18 protein-coding genes, 1 tRNA gene and 1 pseudogene are annotated in these 17,914 nt (G+C 45.3%); 13 read left to right on the forward strand and 7 right to left on the reverse strand.

Going from position 1 to position 17,914, the window contains the following annotated elements; genetic code table 11:
• Nucleotides 1–942, reverse strand: a complete 942-nt coding sequence (locus tag J3998_RS05025; protein WP_208148379.1) for a phosphate/phosphite/phosphonate ABC transporter substrate-binding protein — start codon at nt 940–942, stop codon at nt 1–3.
• Between the two features lie 200 nt (nt 943–1,142).
• On the opposite strand from J3998_RS05025, the gene purE reads away from it, so the two are divergent.
• Nucleotides 1,143–1,649: a 5-(carboxyamino)imidazole ribonucleotide mutase gene (purE, locus tag J3998_RS05030; RefSeq protein WP_208148380.1), complete on the forward strand. Its 507-nt coding sequence runs from the start codon at nt 1,143–1,145 to the stop codon at nt 1,647–1,649.
• Nucleotides 1,650–1,742: 93 nt separating this feature from the next.
• A complete protein-coding gene (locus tag J3998_RS05035; protein ID WP_208148381.1) occupies nt 1,743–2,849 on the forward strand; it encodes a 5-(carboxyamino)imidazole ribonucleotide synthase in 1,107 nt (368 codons plus the stop codon).
• On the opposite strand, the gene J3998_RS05040 is transcribed toward J3998_RS05035, so the two are convergent.
• The 4 genes from J3998_RS05040 to J3998_RS05055 are packed head-to-tail and all read right to left on the reverse strand — an operon-like array spanning nt 2,818 to nt 6,807.
• Nucleotides 2,818–4,377: an NAD(P)H-hydrate dehydratase gene (locus tag J3998_RS05040; protein WP_208148382.1), complete on the reverse strand. Its 1,560-nt coding sequence runs from the start codon at nt 4,375–4,377 to the stop codon at nt 2,818–2,820. The genes J3998_RS05035 and J3998_RS05040 overlap by 32 nt on opposite strands.
• A gap of 25 nt (nt 4,378–4,402) precedes the next feature.
• Nucleotides 4,403–4,789 (reverse strand): VanZ family protein, encoded by a 387-nt coding sequence (locus J3998_RS05045; RefSeq protein ID WP_208148383.1) that lies wholly within the window; start codon nt 4,787–4,789, stop codon nt 4,403–4,405.
• Nucleotides 4,790–4,801: 12 nt separating this feature from the next.
• Entirely contained in the window at nt 4,802–5,611 is an 810-nt protein-coding gene (locus tag J3998_RS05050) for an undecaprenyl-diphosphate phosphatase (protein WP_208148384.1), read from the reverse strand.
• An 8-nt stretch (nt 5,612–5,619) separates the two neighbouring features.
• Nucleotides 5,620–6,807 (reverse strand): class I SAM-dependent methyltransferase, encoded by a 1,188-nt coding sequence (locus J3998_RS05055; protein ID WP_208148385.1) that lies wholly within the window; start codon nt 6,805–6,807, stop codon nt 5,620–5,622.
• 207 nt (nt 6,808–7,014) lie between these two features.
• On the opposite strand from J3998_RS05055, the gene J3998_RS05060 reads away from it, so the two are divergent.
• Together J3998_RS05060 and J3998_RS05065 are read left to right on the forward strand one after the other, a co-directional pair.
• Nucleotides 7,015–7,479: a FliG C-terminal domain-containing protein gene (locus J3998_RS05060; RefSeq protein WP_208148386.1), complete on the forward strand. Its 465-nt coding sequence runs from the start codon at nt 7,015–7,017 to the stop codon at nt 7,477–7,479.
• A 20-nt stretch (nt 7,480–7,499) separates the two neighbouring features.
• A complete protein-coding gene (locus J3998_RS05065; RefSeq protein WP_208148387.1) occupies nt 7,500–7,964 on the forward strand; it encodes a FliG C-terminal domain-containing protein in 465 nt (154 codons plus the stop codon).
• A 2-nt stretch (nt 7,965–7,966) separates the two neighbouring features.
• On the opposite strand, the gene folB is transcribed toward J3998_RS05065, so the two are convergent.
• Nucleotides 7,967–8,329: a dihydroneopterin aldolase gene (folB, locus tag J3998_RS05070; RefSeq protein ID WP_208148388.1), complete on the reverse strand. Its 363-nt coding sequence runs from the start codon at nt 8,327–8,329 to the stop codon at nt 7,967–7,969.
• A gap of 153 nt (nt 8,330–8,482) precedes the next feature.
• On the opposite strand from folB, the gene plsY reads away from it, so the two are divergent.
• On the forward strand, nt 8,483–9,076 hold the full coding sequence (plsY, locus tag J3998_RS05075) for a glycerol-3-phosphate 1-O-acyltransferase PlsY (RefSeq protein WP_208148389.1): 594 nt from the start codon (nt 8,483–8,485) through the stop codon (nt 9,074–9,076).
• A gap of 65 nt (nt 9,077–9,141) precedes the next feature.
• Here the strand turns inward: plsY and tsaD are convergent, their stop codons facing one another.
• Nucleotides 9,142–10,173: a tRNA (adenosine(37)-N6)-threonylcarbamoyltransferase complex transferase subunit TsaD gene (gene tsaD, locus J3998_RS05080; protein ID WP_208148390.1), complete on the reverse strand. Its 1,032-nt coding sequence runs from the start codon at nt 10,171–10,173 to the stop codon at nt 9,142–9,144.
• A gap of 229 nt (nt 10,174–10,402) precedes the next feature.
• On the opposite strand from tsaD, the gene rpsU reads away from it, so the two are divergent.
• The 8 genes and pseudogenes from rpsU to J3998_RS05120 all read left to right on the forward strand — a co-directional run bounded on the left by rpsU (nt 10,403) and on the right by J3998_RS05120 (nt 17,495).
• Entirely contained in the window at nt 10,403–10,618 is a 216-nt protein-coding gene (rpsU, locus tag J3998_RS05085) for a 30S ribosomal protein S21 (RefSeq protein WP_208148391.1), read from the forward strand.
• Between the two features lie 24 nt (nt 10,619–10,642).
• Nucleotides 10,643–11,083 carry a GatB/YqeY domain-containing protein gene (locus J3998_RS05090; RefSeq protein ID WP_243750607.1) on the forward strand — a complete coding sequence of 147 codons (441 nt, stop codon included), beginning with the start codon at nt 10,643–10,645 and terminating at the stop codon, nt 11,081–11,083.
• 111 nt (nt 11,084–11,194) lie between these two features.
• Nucleotides 11,195–12,973: a DNA primase gene (dnaG, locus tag J3998_RS05095; RefSeq protein ID WP_208148393.1), complete on the forward strand. Its 1,779-nt coding sequence runs from the start codon at nt 11,195–11,197 to the stop codon at nt 12,971–12,973.
• A gap of 175 nt (nt 12,974–13,148) precedes the next feature.
• Nucleotides 13,149–14,939, forward strand: a pseudogene (gene rpoD / locus J3998_RS05100) (RNA polymerase sigma factor RpoD); the annotation flags it as partial.
• 199 nt (nt 14,940–15,138) lie between these two features.
• Nucleotides 15,139–15,215, forward strand: a tRNA-Ile gene (locus J3998_RS05105).
• A 217-nt stretch (nt 15,216–15,432) separates the two neighbouring features.
• Complete coding sequence (gene rplM / locus J3998_RS05110) at nt 15,433–15,861, forward strand: 50S ribosomal protein L13 (RefSeq protein ID WP_208148395.1); 429 nt, start codon at nt 15,433–15,435, stop codon at nt 15,859–15,861.
• Between the two features lie 11 nt (nt 15,862–15,872).
• The gene (gene rpsI, locus J3998_RS05115; RefSeq protein WP_208148396.1) at nt 15,873–16,265 is read left to right on the forward strand and encodes a 30S ribosomal protein S9; all 393 of its coding nucleotides are present in this window, start codon (nt 15,873–15,875) and stop codon (nt 16,263–16,265) included.
• A 273-nt stretch (nt 16,266–16,538) separates the two neighbouring features.
• A complete protein-coding gene (locus J3998_RS05120; RefSeq protein ID WP_208148397.1) occupies nt 16,539–17,495 on the forward strand; it encodes a porin in 957 nt (318 codons plus the stop codon).
• Nucleotides 17,496–17,914 lie beyond the last annotated feature (419 nt).

Consider the following 17,914-nt stretch of genomic DNA (forward strand, 5'->3'; position numbering starts at 1 on the left):
TTAGATTTCGTCTTGCGGGTTACGAACGGTTTTTTGAAAATCTTCAAGAAACTGTTTAACCGGTTCATAGCTCTGGTTATTTGCTATTTCAAATTTCGATAAATACATACCGGCCAAAATTTTGCGTCCTTGCTCGGATGTGTGCAAATTAGTGAGTAGATATTGCACCTGTTTACCGACATCGGTTGGAATATCGTCTCGAACAATAATCGCATTGTTCGGCAAAGGATTGGTTTGCCACTGAACGCGAAGTTGTCGTTTAAGTTCAGGACGCTGTTGAGAAAGTAGCTCCCACGGTGGAGGCCAAGTTGCGGCAGCGTCTACTTCGCCATGAAAGACGTTCATAATGGATGACTCTTGCGAGCCGACATATTGATTGGTTAAATCGTGTTTAATATCTAAACCGTTCTGTTGTAAGAAATATTGAGGCAACATGGTTGCGGCCAGTGCGGTAGGTGCCGGATAACTAATGGTTTTGCCGCGTAGATCGCTGATTTTATTAATGCCGCTGTCTTTACGCACTAGGATAATGCCCCGAAAATTCTGATCGTCGCCCATCTTCGCAATGACGTGATAACGTTTGCTTTTAAGAGCGGTTACCGTCTGGTATGGATTAGGCAATGCAAAATCGACGCTGGCTTGTGCCAGTTTTCGGTCAAAAGTTGGATAGTCTCGAGAGGCTTCAAGTCGAAAGTAGGCGTGCGGAATATGGTTATTGAGATATTCCATCAGTGGATTGAACACTTCGAATAAGCGCGAAGGATTGTGCAGAGGGTGCACGGCAAAGCTGTACTCCGCCTGTATAAATCGCGGTTTGTCGAGAGTTTTCGGTTGATAGTATTCAGGCGTGTCGCTCGTGCGTGAACAAGCCGTTAAACCGATAACCGCTGTAGCAAGTGTTCCAAGAAGGAGGCGGCGACTAAACCTTAGTGGTTGAGGCATGAAAGTTCTTCAGTGTAAATAAACTTCAGTAAATTATAGCAATCCTTAATAATATTAAGGATTAGGTTAGTTGCCTTGGGTCAAGAACTAGAACGGCATCTTAAGCGGCTTTTGTGCTGAAACCCGATATTAAGATTAATTGTTGATTTTATTCGTAAAATCAGGAAAATATACCCCTTTTTAAAATTAAGGCGATACTTATGTCTCAAACATCAACACCTCTCGTTGGCGTCATTATGGGCTCAAAGTCTGACTGGCCTACTATGCAACATGCCGTTGAAATGTTAGAACTTTTTGGCGTTCCGCATGAAGTTAAGGTTGTTTCGGCGCATCGAACTCCTGATTTGATGTTTGAGTATGCCGAGCAAGCGCAAGGGCGTGGCCTGCAAGTAATTATTGCTGGTGCTGGTGGCGCTGCGCATTTGCCGGGTATGGTCGCAGCAAAAACCGTTGTACCTGTGTTAGGTGTTCCGGTTAAATCGCGTGCTTTGAGCGGGAATGATTCGTTACTTTCTATTGTGCAAATGCCGGGTGGTATTCCGGTCGGTACGCTAGCGATTGGCGATGCCGGTGCAAAGAATGCCGGTATTTTGGCGTCCCAAATTGTCGGCAATAATATGCCGGAAATTCGTCAAGCGGTTGCCGATTTCCGCGCGGCACAAACCAAGAGCGTTTTGGAAAACCCAGATCCGCGAGTGGATTGTTAATTCACTCGTTAAAAATTAAATTAAAGATTTCAGCCGTAGTGGATGTATTTGGATAAAATCATGCCTACGGTTTTTTCATTTTTGGAGTGTTAAATGACCCCAATTAGCAAACGTATTGGTGTTTTAGGTGCAGGCCAGTTAGGTCGTATGTTGGCGTTGGCGGGGTATCCGCTTGGGCAGAAGTTCGGTTTTTACGGCATGAGCGAAGACGAGCCGTCGGCACTGTTAGGTAATATGCATCTGCATTCAGAAGAGGCCGATAACCTGAAAGCACTGGTCGATTTTGCCGACGTGATTACCTTTGAAAGTGAGAACACTGATTTGGCAGTGGTTCGTGAAATAGCCAAGACCACGCCGGTTTATCCAGGAGAGCGTTCGTTAGAAGTTTCGCAGCATCGCGGAAAAGAGAAAACCTTGTTTCGAGACAAGGGCATTCCTTGTGCTAACTTTGCCATTATCAACTCTCTCGAAGAACTAGAGAAAGCGGTGGACGTAATAGGTGTGCCGTCGATTTTGAAAACCACGACCGAAGGCTATGACGGCAAAGGTCAATTTATGATTAAAACCGGTGAGGAAGTTGAGCAGGCGTGGAATGAAATCGGCGGTCGCGAGTTGATTCTGGAAGCGTTTGTCGATTTTCACCGTGAGCTTTCGCTAGTGGCGGTGCGTAATGCGCATGGCGAGCACCGATTCTACCCGCTCGTGCAAAACGTTCATCATAAAGGCATTTTGCGTTACACCATTGCGCCGGCACAGGAGGTCAGCGAAGAAGTGCAAAAGCAGGCCGAGAGCTATATCCAAACATTATTAGACGAATTGGATCATGTAGGCGTTCTGACTTTGGAATTGTTTGAAACCGATTACGGTCTGTTTGCCAATGAAATGGCACCGCGTGTGCATAACTCCGGGCACTGGACGATTGAAGGTGCGCAGACGTCGCAGTTTGAAAACCATGTGCGTGCCATTTGCGGTTTGCCGTTGGGTTCAACGGAACCGAAACAGCCGATTGCCGCGATGTTGAATATTGTTGGCGAAACCGGTCCGGTCGAAAAGGTATTGCAGAAAGAGAACGCGCATCTGCATCTATATGATAAAGCAGAGCGAACGGGTCGCAAGTTAGGTCACATAACCATTCTTAGCGATACCCAAGATAATTTGTTTGCGGACATTAAAAGCTTGAACGACTTTTTGCCGTTGTAATTGAGTCAGCTAAAAGTTTCGAGTACACAAGGCCAAGTTCGGACGGTAATAGTCCGACTTGGCCTTTTTGTTGGGCGATTCGGTCAGCGGCGCCGGCATGTAGGTTTACGCCGAGACAAGCGGCGCTGAATGGTGTCAATCCCTGAGCTAATAAGGCGGTAATGGTACCGGTCAAAACATCGCCCATGCCACCAATTGCCATGCCCGGATTTCCGGCACGGCAGAGCTCCAAGTTTTCGCCGTCGAAAATCAAAGTGCCGTTGCCTTTCAAAATAAAAATGCCGCCATATTTCTGTTGCAGGCTTTTAATTGCCACCACTCTGTCTTGCTGGATCTCTTCTACAGTGCATTCCAATAAGCGCGCCGCTTCGCCGAGATGCGGCGTATAGACGATATTGTCTTGTTTCTGCCAACTGCTGTGTTCAAGTAATAGATTCAGCGCGTCGGCATCGATAACCAGCGGCGTCTGTTGCGGTTTGTGCAGACTATGTCGGAACAGGTTTTGTGCCCATTCATCAGTGCCGAGCCCAGGGCCAATGCCGACGGCGCTAGCTTGTTGAATCAAGGCTTCACTGTTTGCGTCGTGATAACTCATGATTTCCGGTTGCTGTCCGGTGATGATGGCTAAATGCTCGCTTCGGCTAATAACTTTGCAAAGTCCACAACCGCTTTTTATGGCGGCGCCGGCGGCGAGTTGTATGGCACCGAGCATGGAATGGTTGCCGCCCAGCAATAAGGCGCTACCTTGAATTCCTTTGTGGCTGGCGCTAGTTCGTTTGCCGAGCTGTTGGCTCCAATGTTTAAGGCTATGGCTGTGCGCCAGTTGCGGGACTTCACCAAAGACTTCCGGTGCTTTGCTGCTTAGGTTTAAATCGCTGAAAAATATTTCGCCACAAACATCCGGTCCTTGTTGACAATAGAAGCCGAATTTATGAGTGATAAAAGTGCAAGTAAAGTCAGCAGGAAGCGCGTAACCTAAAATCAGGCCGCTGTCAGTTTGCAGTCCGCTTGGAATATCGACCGCACATACCGCGGCGTCAGTATGGGCAAGTTTTTTTAAAATTTTGACCAAGCTTGGTTTTAGTTTGCGGGTTAGGCCGGTTCCAAAAAGTGCATCAACGATTAAAGTGTGTTGATCGGCTTCATTGGCATCTAACGTTTCCAGTGGCAAGGTCAGGCCGTGGATAGCTTGCCATTCGCGATAGGTCTGTTTGGCGTCATTGGCGATTTTATCTTCCGCGCCATATAAGTAGACGGTGGTTTCTAGGCCGGCCAATTTGGCATATTGGGCAATCATAAAACCGTCACCGCCATTGTTGCCTGTGCCGCATAGGATAATGATTTTATCGATATTCGGGGTCTGTTGTTGAATCACTTGCCAGCTAAACCAAGCGGCGCGTTTCATTAACAGCAAGCTAGGAATAGCGTGTTGATGAATTGCGGTTTGGTCGAGCTGTTTGCTTTGCTCGGCTGAATAGAGGCGAATGGAATCTTGCGTTGTGGTCGGGGAAATGGGTTGAGACAACATGCAGAACTCCTTGGAATTGTTTCGACTAGTGATTGCAGGCTTTGTTTGATGCCGGTTTTAAGAACCAACGACGATAAGCGAAATCACCGCCTTTGAGAGTAATGAGCCAAGCGGTAATGATGCCGAAACCGTTGGCGAGCATATCCATTGGGTCAAAATCACGGCCGGTGTAGGGTTGTACGAACTCGATTGCTATGCCAAAAATAAAAATTACCACAGCCAGCAACCCGCGCTTTTGGCTCGGGTAGAGTTGTGCGAACCAGTACATTAAGCCGAAGTAAGCAATAAAGTGATAAATCTTATCTTGGTGCTCAAAGTCGCCGAGATTCGGTGCAACATAAGGTGCCAACACTGAAAGATAGAAGATGGCACCAATGACTGACCAACCGATTAATAACCAAGCGATTCGCATAAATGGAGTTCTCTAAATAAACAGATAAATTAGTAAAGCGCCGAGTGCAAAGCGATATAGTGCGAACGGTGCCATGCCGATTTGGTTAATCCATTTTAAGAATAATGCAATCACAATATAGGCACTGATAAATGAGATTAGGGCGCCGCCAATCATCGCTTCCCATTGAACCGGCGCAGTGCTTTCCAATAGATCTTTTAGTTTTAATAGGCCGGCGCCAAGGATAATTGGAATGGAGAGTAAGAAAGAGAAGCGCGCTGCGGCTTGCGGCGTAAGGCCAATCATCAGTGCGGCAGTAATGGTTATGCCGGAACGCGATGTGCCTGGAATCAACGCTAAGGCCTGGGCGAAGCCGATAATCATAATGTCCTTGAAACTTAGACTGTATTCGTCTCGAACCTTTTCACCTTTGATGTCTGACCACCACAGCAAAACGCCAAAACCGATGGTCGTGGCGGCAATAATCAATGGATTGCGTAGACTCTCTTCAATGCCGTTATTGATGATAAAGCCAAAAGCTACCGCCGGAATAGTGGCAAAAATCACCCACCAAGCGAGGCGGCTGTTGGAAGTCGGTTGGCGGGTAATTAAAGAGCTTGTCCAATCGCGCGACATTAACCAGATGTCTTTGCGAAAATAGAGAACCACTGCCGTTAAGGTGCCGACGTGAACGGCGACATCAAACGCGAGGCCTTGGTCCGGCCAGTCAAACAATTGCGGTACCAGTACCAAGTGACCAGAACTGGAAATCGGTAGAAACTCGGTAAGTCCTTGAATTAAAGCGAGGACGGTAATTTGTAGCCAGTCTAAAATCGGTTCCATAATCTTTTCTATAGTTGGTGGCGTAGGTCGCGGACTTTAAAGCCGATCAAGCCGTTATCAATCTGCTTGGTTAAGGCGATAACTTTAAAGTTCTCGCCCATTTCGTCCGGCATGGTCAAGGTTTTAATTTGCTGTGCCGTTTTTATCTGTTTGCTTATGTCAGCTTCCGCATCGACCGACATTTCCAGTAAGCCGCTGCCCATCAAAAAATTGGCTTGGGTGGTGTAACCGGCAATTTTAAACCCCGCATCAAATCCGGCTTCGGCCACTGCAGTGAAATCGACATGCGCGGTAATATCTTGTAAGCCCGGATAGAAAAACGGATTTTGATGCGCGCGGTGTTGATAGTGGCAGCGTAAGGTTCCCATGACACGTGCCGGCTGGTAAAACTCTTCACGGTGATAGCCATAGTCAACCAAGAGTACCAGACCTTTTGAAAGAATGTTGCTCAGTGATTGCAGCCACGGGCCGATATTTAGGTTAATTTCGGTTTCATAACCCAAATCGGAGACCTTGCCGATATGTTCAATTAACTGATTGGCGAATCGTTGCAGTCCTTTGTCGGTGATGCGTTGATAATCCCAGTCGAAAGTCTGTTTCTCTTCGTTCCAGCAAACATAAGCTTGTAGGGCGTTTTCTGGTTCAATACGTAGGCGCTCTATTGGCATGGCGTCGAGCACTTCATTGGCAAGGATGACTGCGCTAATCGGCTTGCTTGGTAGTTGTTCAAGCCACACTACTTTATTGAACCACGCTTCGGAAAGTGTTGTTTGTAGATGCTCTTTCTGACGCTGCTTTAAATCGGCACTGACTTCAACGATATAGTAGCGCTCTAATTCTTGTTGGTTATGTTCCAGCTCCAACAGAATGTCGCCTGCCATAATGCCGCGACCTGCACCGAATTCGATAATGTTCTTATGCTCAAGTTGCTCCAGAACCTGTTGTGCCTGACGGGCAAGGCAACGCGAAAAAATCGGCGATACTTCCGGCGCGGTAATGAAATCGCCGCTCTGGCCGATTTTCGGCAAGCTGTTACTGTAATAGCCCAACTCCGGTGTATACAGCGCTTTTTGCATAAACTGCGAGAAACTCATGCTGTTATGGCGTTGTAGGTAATTGCGAATTTGCCGACTTAGTTTATCGCTAATTTGCTTGGCTTCTTCGGATGGTTGAGGGAGGTTTTTATGGCTAGGCATCGGATTTAAAATTGTAGGATTTTGAGAACTGTGATTATTATGCAATAGATAGCAGTGCGCCTCTAGTGAAATATCAGTGACTTGCTTTCGTTAGGCGGAATATTTTTCTGGTTAGTTTGATTGTTATCATGATTAATGGTCATTGTCTTGGCTAAGAATTTGCTATGCTTCAGATAACGTCGATTTTTACAGAATGCGGTGATTTAAATGCAAGTTGGAATTAAGAAAATTCACGAAAACGAGTGGCAGGTGCATATCGGCTTCGCGGCAATCAAGATTGATCGTTTCAGTCTTGCACTATTGCAGATTACCTTGGAGCATCTTTTGGCGCTTGAGCGCGGTGAAAAACATTCGACTCTACAGAGTTACATTAAACTCGGTATGCGCATGAAGAAGCTGTCACAAAATCACCTGCAAACACTATTGCGGGTTTTGAATAGTAGTGACTTAGTCGTGCTGTTGCGTTTAGCTGAAGATGAGACTTTTATTAACTTAGTCTTGGAAAACAGCGGGGCGATTATCAGTAAGCAGATTTCCCGCGATTTACAGGAAGCACCAATGGCTGACGAAGAATCGGCGAAAAATGCGATCCGCCGCATTGTTGAAAAAACGTTTGAGTTACAGGCGCTTGGCAAAATCGAATTCACCAATGAAGAGACTCGATATATTTAAAGTGGCACCGGAGTATTTACATGGAAATTAAAGCACAGCACGATCATTCTGGTGAACTGATTCTGGAGATGGGGCCGGTCACTTTTAATTTGCCGCATGAGGTGGTTGAAGCCTTGAGTAATGTGATTACCGAACGTTTAGGGGAAGGCGAGAGCAGCAGCCATCAGGTGCTACAGAAAAAGCTTAAAACGTTTAGGGAATTAGCAAATAAAATGGCTCAGGTCGATGATATGGTGGTGCAGAAATTTGCCCCGCAAGTATCACCGGAACAGTTGGTGACCATTACCCGTTTGGCTTCTGGCGAAGTCTTGTATAACAAAGTGGTTCGGAATCTTTCGAAGCAGAATCAACGCCAGTTTGAAGAGGATTATGCAGCGATGGATAAAATTACCGAAGCGCAAGCCTGTCTGTATATGGAGCAGTTGATTCCGTTTATTAAGCAAGCGGCACAAGAGCAGAAAAATCTGCACGCTCAGAAAAGTTGATTTTAAAGCGGTCGGCTACGTTGGATTATCAGGCCGACAGTTTTCGCTTTCTTTACTGCTTGTGGTTTGCTGACTTTGATTTTTAAATGCTGAATTCCTTTGAAACGGGCAAATAACTCGCTAGATAAGCTTTCCAATAAAGTCTCAAGAAGTTCGACACGGCTTTCCTCGACATATTCACAAATAAAATCACTAACGACTGCATAGTCGACGGTGTCGCCGATAGCATCGCTCTGCGCGGCACTGAAAATGGGCACTTCCATTTCAATATCAAAAAGCAGCGGCTGTGTTTGTTGGCGCTCCCAATCATAGATGCCGATAATGGCATCGGTCGCTAGTTGTTCAATATAAATAATGTCGTGCATGGCTTGTTTTCCGTTGAAAATTCTCTGTTACCGGTATTGTAAATAAAATCGCCGCCGCGAAAGTGCATTTTCAATTTAGTCGGTTTGCCAGTAAAATTGCCGTCAATTTTATTTGTGTCGCGAAGCAAAGGGCGGCATTTTCTGGAGAGCAAAATGGGTGTAGAAATTTCTATCGCGGTGTTACTGGCGTATCTACTGGGTTCGATTTCGACCGCGATTATTGTCTGTCGTTTGATGGGCTTAGGCGATCCGCGCGAAGGCGGTTCCGGTAATCCGGGGGCGACTAATGTTAAGCGTTTGTACGGAAATAAAGCGGCGGCGATTACCCTGTTCGGTGATTTGCTTAAAGGTGTGATTCCGGTTTTGGCGGCTTATCAATACGGCTTTAACAATACCGAAGTGTTTATTATCGGTTTTGCGGCCTTTATCGGTCACTTGTATCCGGTGTTTTTTGGCTTCCGTGGCGGCAAGGGTGTGGCGACCATGTTGGGTATGATGTTGGCGTTGTCTCTGCCAATTGGTCTGGCGATTGTTGCGACTTGGTTATTTGTTGCCAAGGTGCTTAAAATCTCGTCTTTATCTGCTTTGGTTGCGGCCTTCTTAGCGCCGGTCTATATTTATTTTGTCAGTGGTGAAGTGAGTTGGATTTATGGTTCAGTCGTTATTACCGTCATCTTGTTCTGGCGTCACCGCACTAATATCCAACGTTTGTTGAATGGCGAAGAGAGTTTGATTAAAAAAGACTGATTTTTAGTTGGTTTCCAGAAATGAAAAACGCCCATTGATTTGGGCGTTTTTTGTTTGTGGAGAGGTTATAAACTTATCGGTGCGAGTTCTTCAAGAGACCAGCGCGGCGTGGCGGCAAAGTCCAGACCTTGTTCTTCGCTTGCTAATAGCCGTTGTGCTCCGGCATAGGCAATCATCGCGCCATTGTCAGTGCAGAATTCTAAGCGCGGGAAAAAGACTTCACCGCGACGTTTTTTCATTAGCGCTTGCAGCTTCTCACGAATTTCACGGTTGGCGCTAACGCCGCCGGAAACCACCAGACGGTTTAAGCCTTCTTGTTCCAGAGCGCGTTTACATTTAATCGCTAAGGTGTCAGCGACTGCCAGTTCGAAAGCGCGGCAGATATCGGCTTTAGTCTGTTCGGTGGCATCATTTTCTTTGACGGCCTTTTGCCAAGTATTCAATGTGAAGGTTTTTAAACCGCTGAAACTCATGTCCAAGCCCGGACGGTCGACCATCGGGCGCGGGAATTTATAACGGTCGGTGGTGCCTTGTAATGCTAGATTGGAAACTCTCGGTCCACCCGGATAACCTAAGTCCAAAAGCTTGGCGGTTTTGTCGAAAGCTTCGCCGGCCGCGTCATCCAAGGTATCGCCAAGTAATTTGTAGCGACCGATGCCGTCAACGCGAATAATCATTGAGTGACCGCCGGAAACCAGTAGACAGATAAACGGGAATTCCGGCTGTTGTTCTTCTAGCATTGGCGCGAGCAAGTGGCCTTCCATATGATGAACGCCAACCGCAGGAATATTCAATGCAAAGGCCAAACTGCGCGCCACCGATGCACCAGTCAATAATGCGCCAATCAAGCCCGGGCCAGCCGTGTAGGCAATGCCGTCGATATCGCTCTGTTGACGGTCGGCTTTTTTAAGCGTTGCTTGAATGAGTGGAATTAAACGACGGATATGGTCGCGTGAAGCCAGTTCAGGAACGACGCCGCCGTACAGTGCGTGCAGTTCGACTTGGCTATAGAGTTCGTGTGCCAAAAGACCGTATTCGGTGTCGTAAAGAGCAATTCCGGTTTCGTCGCAGGAGCTTTCAATTCCCAATACAAGCATTTATTAATTCTCTAATGGTGAAAAAGTGGCTGAATTTTAACAAAATTTCACTAAAGAACACTATCAAAAAAGTTTGCAAAACAAACGCGGTAAAATTATAATTCTGCGTTTTCAGCTATTTCCCACTCTTGCGAGGGAAAGAAAGGGCGTCTCGAATAGAATGTAGAGATATGTGCAATGATCACGGCCCTGAGCGATAGAATTTAAAGAATTTTAAAAGGTAATTATTATGCCAAGCGTAAAAATCCGTGATACAGAACCATTTGACGTAGCTCTACGTCGTTTCAAACGTGCTTGTGAGAAAGCCGGTGTCCTAACCGAAACTCGTAAGCGTGAATTCTACGAGAAGCCAACTTGGGCTCGTAAGCGCATGAAAGCTGCGGCGGTTAAGCGTCTAGCTAAGCGTCTTTCTCGCGAAAACCGTCGTACTCGTCGTCTTTACTAATCCAAAGGACTTGTTACCGTGTCGATGAAAGAGCAGTTAACGGCTGAAATGAAAGCCTGCATGAAGGCGAAAGACAAGCAGCGTTTAGGCGTTGTTCGTGGTCTTTTGGCAGCCATCAAACAGGTTGAGATTGATAATCAGACTACATTGGAAGATGACGCTGATATTCTTGCTATCCTTGATAAAGCAATGAAACAGCGCAAAGATTCTCATCAACAGTTTGTGGACGCTGAGCGTCCGGATCTGGCTGAGCAAGAAGCCTATGAGATGTCTGTTATTCAGGATTTCATGCCGCAACCGCTAAGCGAAGATGAAATTTCTGCTCTAATTGACCAAGCGATGAGTGATACTGGCGCTGCGTCAATGCAGGACATGGGAAAAGTCATGGGTTTATTAAAGCCGAAGATGCAAGGTCGTGCCGATATGGGTGAAGTTAGTAAGCTGATTAAAGCGAAACTTTCTTAATTCTCCCAAAGTTGCCTCGACTGAAAAGCCCGCATAAATTATTGCGGGCTTTTTTGTTTTTACCTATTATTGTTTCCTTGTCCCCCTCTCTTTTTGGATTAATACTCTCATATGGCGCAAAGCGGCAGTATTCCTAAACCCTTTATTGATTCGCTATTGGCACGTGCCGATTTGGTACAGGTCATTAGTCAGCGCGTGCCGTTAAAGAAAGCCGGTGCGACCTATAAAGCATGTTGTCCGTTTCATGACGAGAAAACCCCTTCCTTTAATGTTAATCCGCAAAAACAGTTCTACCATTGCTTTGGTTGTGGTGCTTCCGGCGATGCGGTAACGTTTTTGATGGAATACGATGGTTTGAGTTTTGTCGAGGCGATTGAATCGCTAGCGGCGATGTATGGTATGGAAGTGCCGCGTGAGCAGATGAATCCGCAAAAACAGCGTCAGCAGCAAGAGCGCCAACAGCAGCAGCGTGATTTGTATGAAGTGATGAAAATGGCGGCGCGTTTTTATCGTCTGCAACTACGAGATCATCCGCAATCGCAACAGGCCAAAGCTTATTTGAAAAAACGTGGTTTGACGGCAGAAATTGCTAAGGAATTCAAAATCGGTTATGCGCCGCCGGGTTGGGATAGTTTAAGCAAGGGATTGCGTGCTGATGCCGGATTGCAGAGGCAGCTAATTGAATCGGGAATGTTGATTAGCAAAGAGGGCGGCAAGATTTATGATCGCTTTCGTGAGCGTATTATGTTTCCGATTCGTGATGGTCGTGGCCGTTATATCGCGTTTGGCGGGCGCATTTTGGATCAAGGACAGCCCAAATACCTGAACTCGCCGGAAACCCCGGTTTTCCATAAAAGTAACACGCTGTACGGCCTATATGAAATGCGTCAGAGTCGTGTTCAGGTTGAGCATATTCTGGTGGTTGAGGGCTATATGGATGTGGTGGCGTTGGCCCAGTTTGGGATTCGTAATACCGTTGCGACTTTGGGAACGGCTACCACACAGGAGCATTTGGAATTATTGTTTCGCCAAGTCAATCAGGTTGTGTTCTGTTTTGATGGTGATGAGGCAGGAACTAAGGCGGCATGGAAGGCGTTGGATATTGCTTTACCTATGATGGAAGGTGAGCGCTTGGTTAAGTTCTTGTTTTTACCGCAAGGCGAAGATCCTGATTCTACGGTGCGTAAAGAAGGTGATGAGGGTTTTAATCGTCGCATTGCAGGGGCTTTGTCTTTATCAGATTTCTTATTGCAGGGCTTGCAAGCGAAGTTGGGTGGCGAAATTCGCGGTGTTGAAGGGCGGCAGCGTTATGTGGCTTTGGCGGCACCTTATCTGCAAAAAGCGCGCGGTGTTTTTCAAATTGGATTATTGGAAGCGGTCGCCGATTTAGTCGGCATGCAAGACTGGAAGTTAGGTCGAGAAATCGGCGTGCATGCCGGTTCGAAAAAGAATGCGAAAAACTTTACGCCGCGCCAACAAAATGCCGCTAGCAGCATTAAAGTGTTGAGTGTGCCATTAAAAATTATTCGTTTGCTCTTGAAAAACTCGCAGTGGAGCCAAATATTTACTAATGAGCTTGTACAAACTTTGGCGCAACAACGACAGGCAGATTATCTGTTATTGGCGGAGACGCTTCAGCAAATGCGTAATTTGTCGATAACCGCAGAACAGCCTGAGCAAATACAGCCGTTGATGCAGAAGTACGGATTCAGTGAGTTAATTCCTCAGGTATTGAACAGCGATTTGCCGAACGATAATGAGTTTTTGACCAATGAGCTACGGGAGTTAGCGCTGGATTTAGCTAAAAAATTGGATGAATTACGACTCGGGCAACAGGGCTGGAATTCCCAAGAAATGCAGCGCTTAAATCAACTTAAACAGAATAAGTAAGGGATGTGAATTCAAGTCACTGGGATAGATGTTTAATCGGGAAAATGGTTATGCAAGTCTTGGTGTAAATACGCATTCTAAAACATTGAAAAAATTGATATAATAGTGAGTTCGGCTTTTACCAGGTGCTTGGTAAAAGCTTTTTCTCGTTACAAAGAATTTAAATTCGGGACAAAACATGACCAAAGTCGAAAGAAAGCAGCAGTTAATTGATTTGATCGAGCGCGCAAAAGAGTTAGGTTACCTGACTTTTGCGGATGTAAATGATGTTTTACCGGATGACATCGAGGAAGATCAGCTAGGACAGGTTCTAACCATTCTGAAAGACTTTGGTATTCGCATGTTCGAAAGTGCGCCGGATGAAGATGAATTGATGTCTGGTGACGGCGGAGCTTTCGATGATGCCGCTGCAGAAGCAGCAATTGCAGCTTTGGCAGAAGTGGATAGTGAATTTGGTCGTACTACCGATCCGGTTCGTATGTACATGCGTGAAATGGGCTCGGTCGATCTTCTGACGCGTCACGGTGAAATTGATATCGCCAAACGTATTGAATGGGGTATCCGCGATATGCTGGATGCTCTGGCCAAATACCCTACGTTCTCGAAAAAAATTCTTGATACTTTTGATCGTATGGAGCAGGGCGAAGGCAAGGTTGCCGATGTTGTGCAAGGTTTTATCCGCCCTGAAGATCTGATTGACGTGCCGGTTGAGGAATTATCTCCAGATAGCGATAACAGTGATGTTAAAGAAGATGGTATTGATGAAGAAGAACTGGCAACCTTTGTTGAGAAGCTGCAGAAGTTGCAGGCAGATGCCTTAAAGCTAGAGCAGAAACTCGGCGGTGATGACGGTAAGGTTATTGCCAAGCGTGATGAAATCGTGGAACACCTGAAAGGCATTAAGATTACACCGTTGTTCTCAAATGCGGTGATTCGAGATATTAAAGGTCGCATTACCTCGATCCGCGAGCAAGAGCGTGTGATTGTTGATTTGATCCAGCGCCGTATTCGTGTGCCGCGTAAACTTTTCTTAGATGAATTTGTTGGTCGTGAAACCGAAGTGGATTTAATTGATCGTCTACAGGTTTTGGCGCCGGATTTAAAAGCCAAGCTTGAAGAATATCGTCAGGACATTAAACGTGCGCAAAAGCGTTTGGCGATGATTGAAAAATCAGAGCGTATGCCGATTTCTCTTTATAAATCGGTTTATAAAGATTTAAGTAAAGCGGAAAACAAAACTCGTAAGGCCAAGCGAGAAATGATTGAGGCGAACTTGCGTCTAGTTATTTCGATTGCTAAGAAATACACCAACCGTGGTCTGCAATTCCTTGACTTGATTCAGGAAGGGAATATTGGCCTGATGAAGGCGGTTGATAAGTTTGAATATCGCCGTGGTTACAAGTTCTCGACTTATGCAACTTGGTGGATTCGTCAGGCAATTACCCGTTCGATTGCTGACCAAGCGCGTACCATCCGTATTCCGGTACATATGATTGAAACCATCAATAAGCTGAATCGTATTCAGCGTCAATTGCTACAAAAAATGGGGCGTGAACCGACACCGGAAGAGTTAGCGATTGAGATGGAAATGCCGGAAGATAAGATTCGTAAGGTGATGAAAATCGCTAAAGAACCGATTTCTATGGAAACGCCGATTGGTGATGATGAAGATTCATCGCTAGGGGATTTCATCGAGGATTCAAATATTCTTTCCCCACAAGAAGCGGCCGACTCGGTTGGTATGAATGAAACGGTTACCGAGATGCTGGCGACATTGACGCCGCGTGAGGCGAAAGTTCTGCGTATGCGTTTTGGTTTAAGTATGAACACAGACCATACCTTGGAAGAGGTAGGTAAGCAGTTTGATGTTACTCGTGAGCGTATTCGTCAGATTGAAGCGAAAGCGTTGCGTAAGCTTCGTCACCCAAGCCGTGCTGAACGTCTGAAGAGTTTCTTGGATCACTAATCTATTTGCTATGGCAATAAGGTGTTAGTCAGAAAAGGCGCGTTTATCGTGCCTTTTGTGTTTTTAAGGTAGGCTAGGTGAATTTTTATTCCATGCTGTTGCTGAATCTAAATCAATAAATCAATTCCCATCCCGTTTCGATTATCGTTATAATAGCGCGCAAATTTTCTAGGCTTATTCGCCTAAATCCCTGTCTTTGGGGCCCTTAGCTCAGTTGGTTAGAGCATCCGACTCATAATCGGCAGGTCCACGGTTCAAGTCCGTGAGGGCCCACCATTTTTTTGTTATTACACCGTTGACTCAAATTTATTTGAAATTTCAAATACTTGAGCTGCAAATTCTTTTGATAAAAGCATTGCAGATACCTTGCGATACTTGTATAATCGCGCACCTAATTAATCCTTCCCCTTATTGCCCGTTAAACAGTAAGTGGTTTGAAACGCGGTTTCATTCCTTTGGATTTGGATTACATTTAATTATTTAGGAACAAATTATGAAAACATTTGTTGCAAAACCAGCTGAAATTAAACGCGACTGGTATGTTGTTGATGCTGAAGGTAAAACTTTGGGTCGTCTAGCGGCGGAAATCGCTACTCGTCTACGTGGTAAGCATAAGCCTGAGTACACTCCTCACGCTGACTGCGGTGACTACATTGTTGTTGTAAACGCTGAGAAAGTTGCTGTAACTGGTAACAAGCGTAAAGACAAAATGTACCATCACGTTACTGGTTATGTAGGTAACCTAAAATCAACTAATTTCGAGAAGTTGATTGATAAGGCACCTAACCGTCCTATCGAGTTTGCGGTTAAAGGGATGTTGCCACGTGGTCCACTAGGACGCGCAATGTTCAAAAAGCTAAAAGTGTATGCAGGTACTGAACATCCGCATACTGCTCAACAACCAAAAGCGCTTGATATTTAAGGGGTAGGAAAATGGCAGCAGAACAATACTACGGAACTGGTCGTCGTAAAAGCTCAGTAGCTCGCGTATTCTTAAAAGCGGGTTCTGGCAAAATGACTGTTAACGGTCGTGATATTAATGAGTACTTCGCTCGTGAAACAGACCTAATGGTTATCAACCAACCTCTTGAAGCAACTGAAAGCGTTGAAAAGTTCGATGCATACATCACTGTTGTTGGTGGTGGTACGACTGGTCAAGCTGGTGCGGTCCGTCACGGTCTTGCACGTGCGCTAGTTGCATTCAGCGAAGAAAATCGTCCATCACTGCGTACACGCGGTCTATTGACTCGTGATGCACGTCAGGTTGAACGTAAAAAAGTTGGTCTACGCAAAGCACGTCGTCGTCCACAGTTCTCAAAACGTTAATATTTTTATTACCGTTCTGGAATCGAAAACCCGCCCTGTGCGGGTTTTTTTGTGCCTCAAGAAAAAGTAGTGGCATTGTCATTGTTAAGGCGCTAGCCCGTGACAATCTATTTCTTTTTAGTTGGGTGTTGCAAAAAAACAACACATAAAATCTTTGTTGTAAAAAAACAAAACAATGGTTGCGGTCAGTTTTTGAAATCCCTAATATTAGCTTCCAAGCAAACGCGACCTAGTCCGTTAGCGTAAACAAAAAAATAATTTAAGGATTCAAAAATGAAAAAGAATATTATTGCTCTAGCAATCGCTTCTGCAGTTGCAGCTCCAGTAGCAATGGCTGATGCGCCAACTGTTTACGGTCAATTAAACCTAAACTACAATAAGACTGCAGATGTTGATGGTTCTATTAACTCTACTGCTTCTCGTCTAGGTATTAAAGGTTCTGAAGATCTAGGTAACGGTCTTAAAGCAGTTTATGGTGTTGAATTCGGTCTAGATGCAATCGCTGATAATAATTCGGATGGTAAAGGCGATAACATCCTATCTCAGCGTAATGCTTTCTTAGGTCTTGCTGGTGGTTTTGGTACGGTTCTTATGGGTCGTCACGACACGCCGACTAAAATGATTCAGCCTTCTGATCTTTTCAACGACGGTGCTGCTGACGTTAACCAAATGACAAACGGAATTGATAACGGTGAGGTTCGTGCCGATGACGTTCTAGCTTATGTTTCTCCTTCTTTTGGTGGTGTTAAAATCCTTGCGGCTGCAGTAATTGATGAAGAAGCTGGTGAAGGTGCTGGTGAAGGTAATGATGATTGGGTTAACCTTGCTGCGACTTATGGTTCGACTAAAAAAGGTTTATACCTTGCTGCTGCATGGCAAGATGCACAGGATGACGATATGACTGTAATTCGTGCATCTGCACAATATAAAGCAGGTGGTTTAGTTGCCTCTGTAATGCACCAAGACGTTTCTGGTGATACTGCAGAACTAGCAGGAACTTCTGGTAATTTTACTCACTTCCAAGCTGGTTACAAAATCGGTAAATTCATGCCTAAAGTTAAATATGCTATGACTGATAAAGATGGTGCTGATAAGGAAACTGGTTTCGCAGTTGGTCTTAACTATTCTCTAGGTAAGAAAACCACTGCTTATATCTATACTGTAGATCGTGAAGATATTAATACTAAAGGTAACGCTGAATATATTATCGGTATGGTTCACAAGTTCTAATTTCATTGCTTGCATTAGCAAGCATAAATTAGCCTAGTGCCAAAACCCCGTAAGGTTCGCCTTGCGGGGTTTTTTATTGTCTGAAATAAAAACGGGGCAGAATCATTGCGAGGAGCAACGCGACGTGGCAATCTCATTAGCGGATTTACACAAATAAAGATCGCCACGCTTCGCTCGCGATGACAAAACACCTGTCATTGCGAACGCAGTGACGCAATCTAAAAAACACACTAGAAAAATCCAAAAGATTGCTGCGGCCTAACGGCCTCGCAATGACAAACCTCTAGATTCAATAATCTAAAACAGGCGTCATTGCATTATGGGTTCATCCAGAAGTTTTTTTACTTTCTGCCAAAGATGGCTAGAAGTTATTTATGGAAGTTATGCTTTAGTTCGGTTTAGTGCAAAAAAACAACTTT

Source organism: Thiomicrorhabdus marina (assembly GCF_017571465.1).
Taxonomy (GTDB): domain Bacteria; phylum Pseudomonadota; class Gammaproteobacteria; order Thiomicrospirales; family Thiomicrospiraceae; genus Thiomicrorhabdus; species Thiomicrorhabdus marina.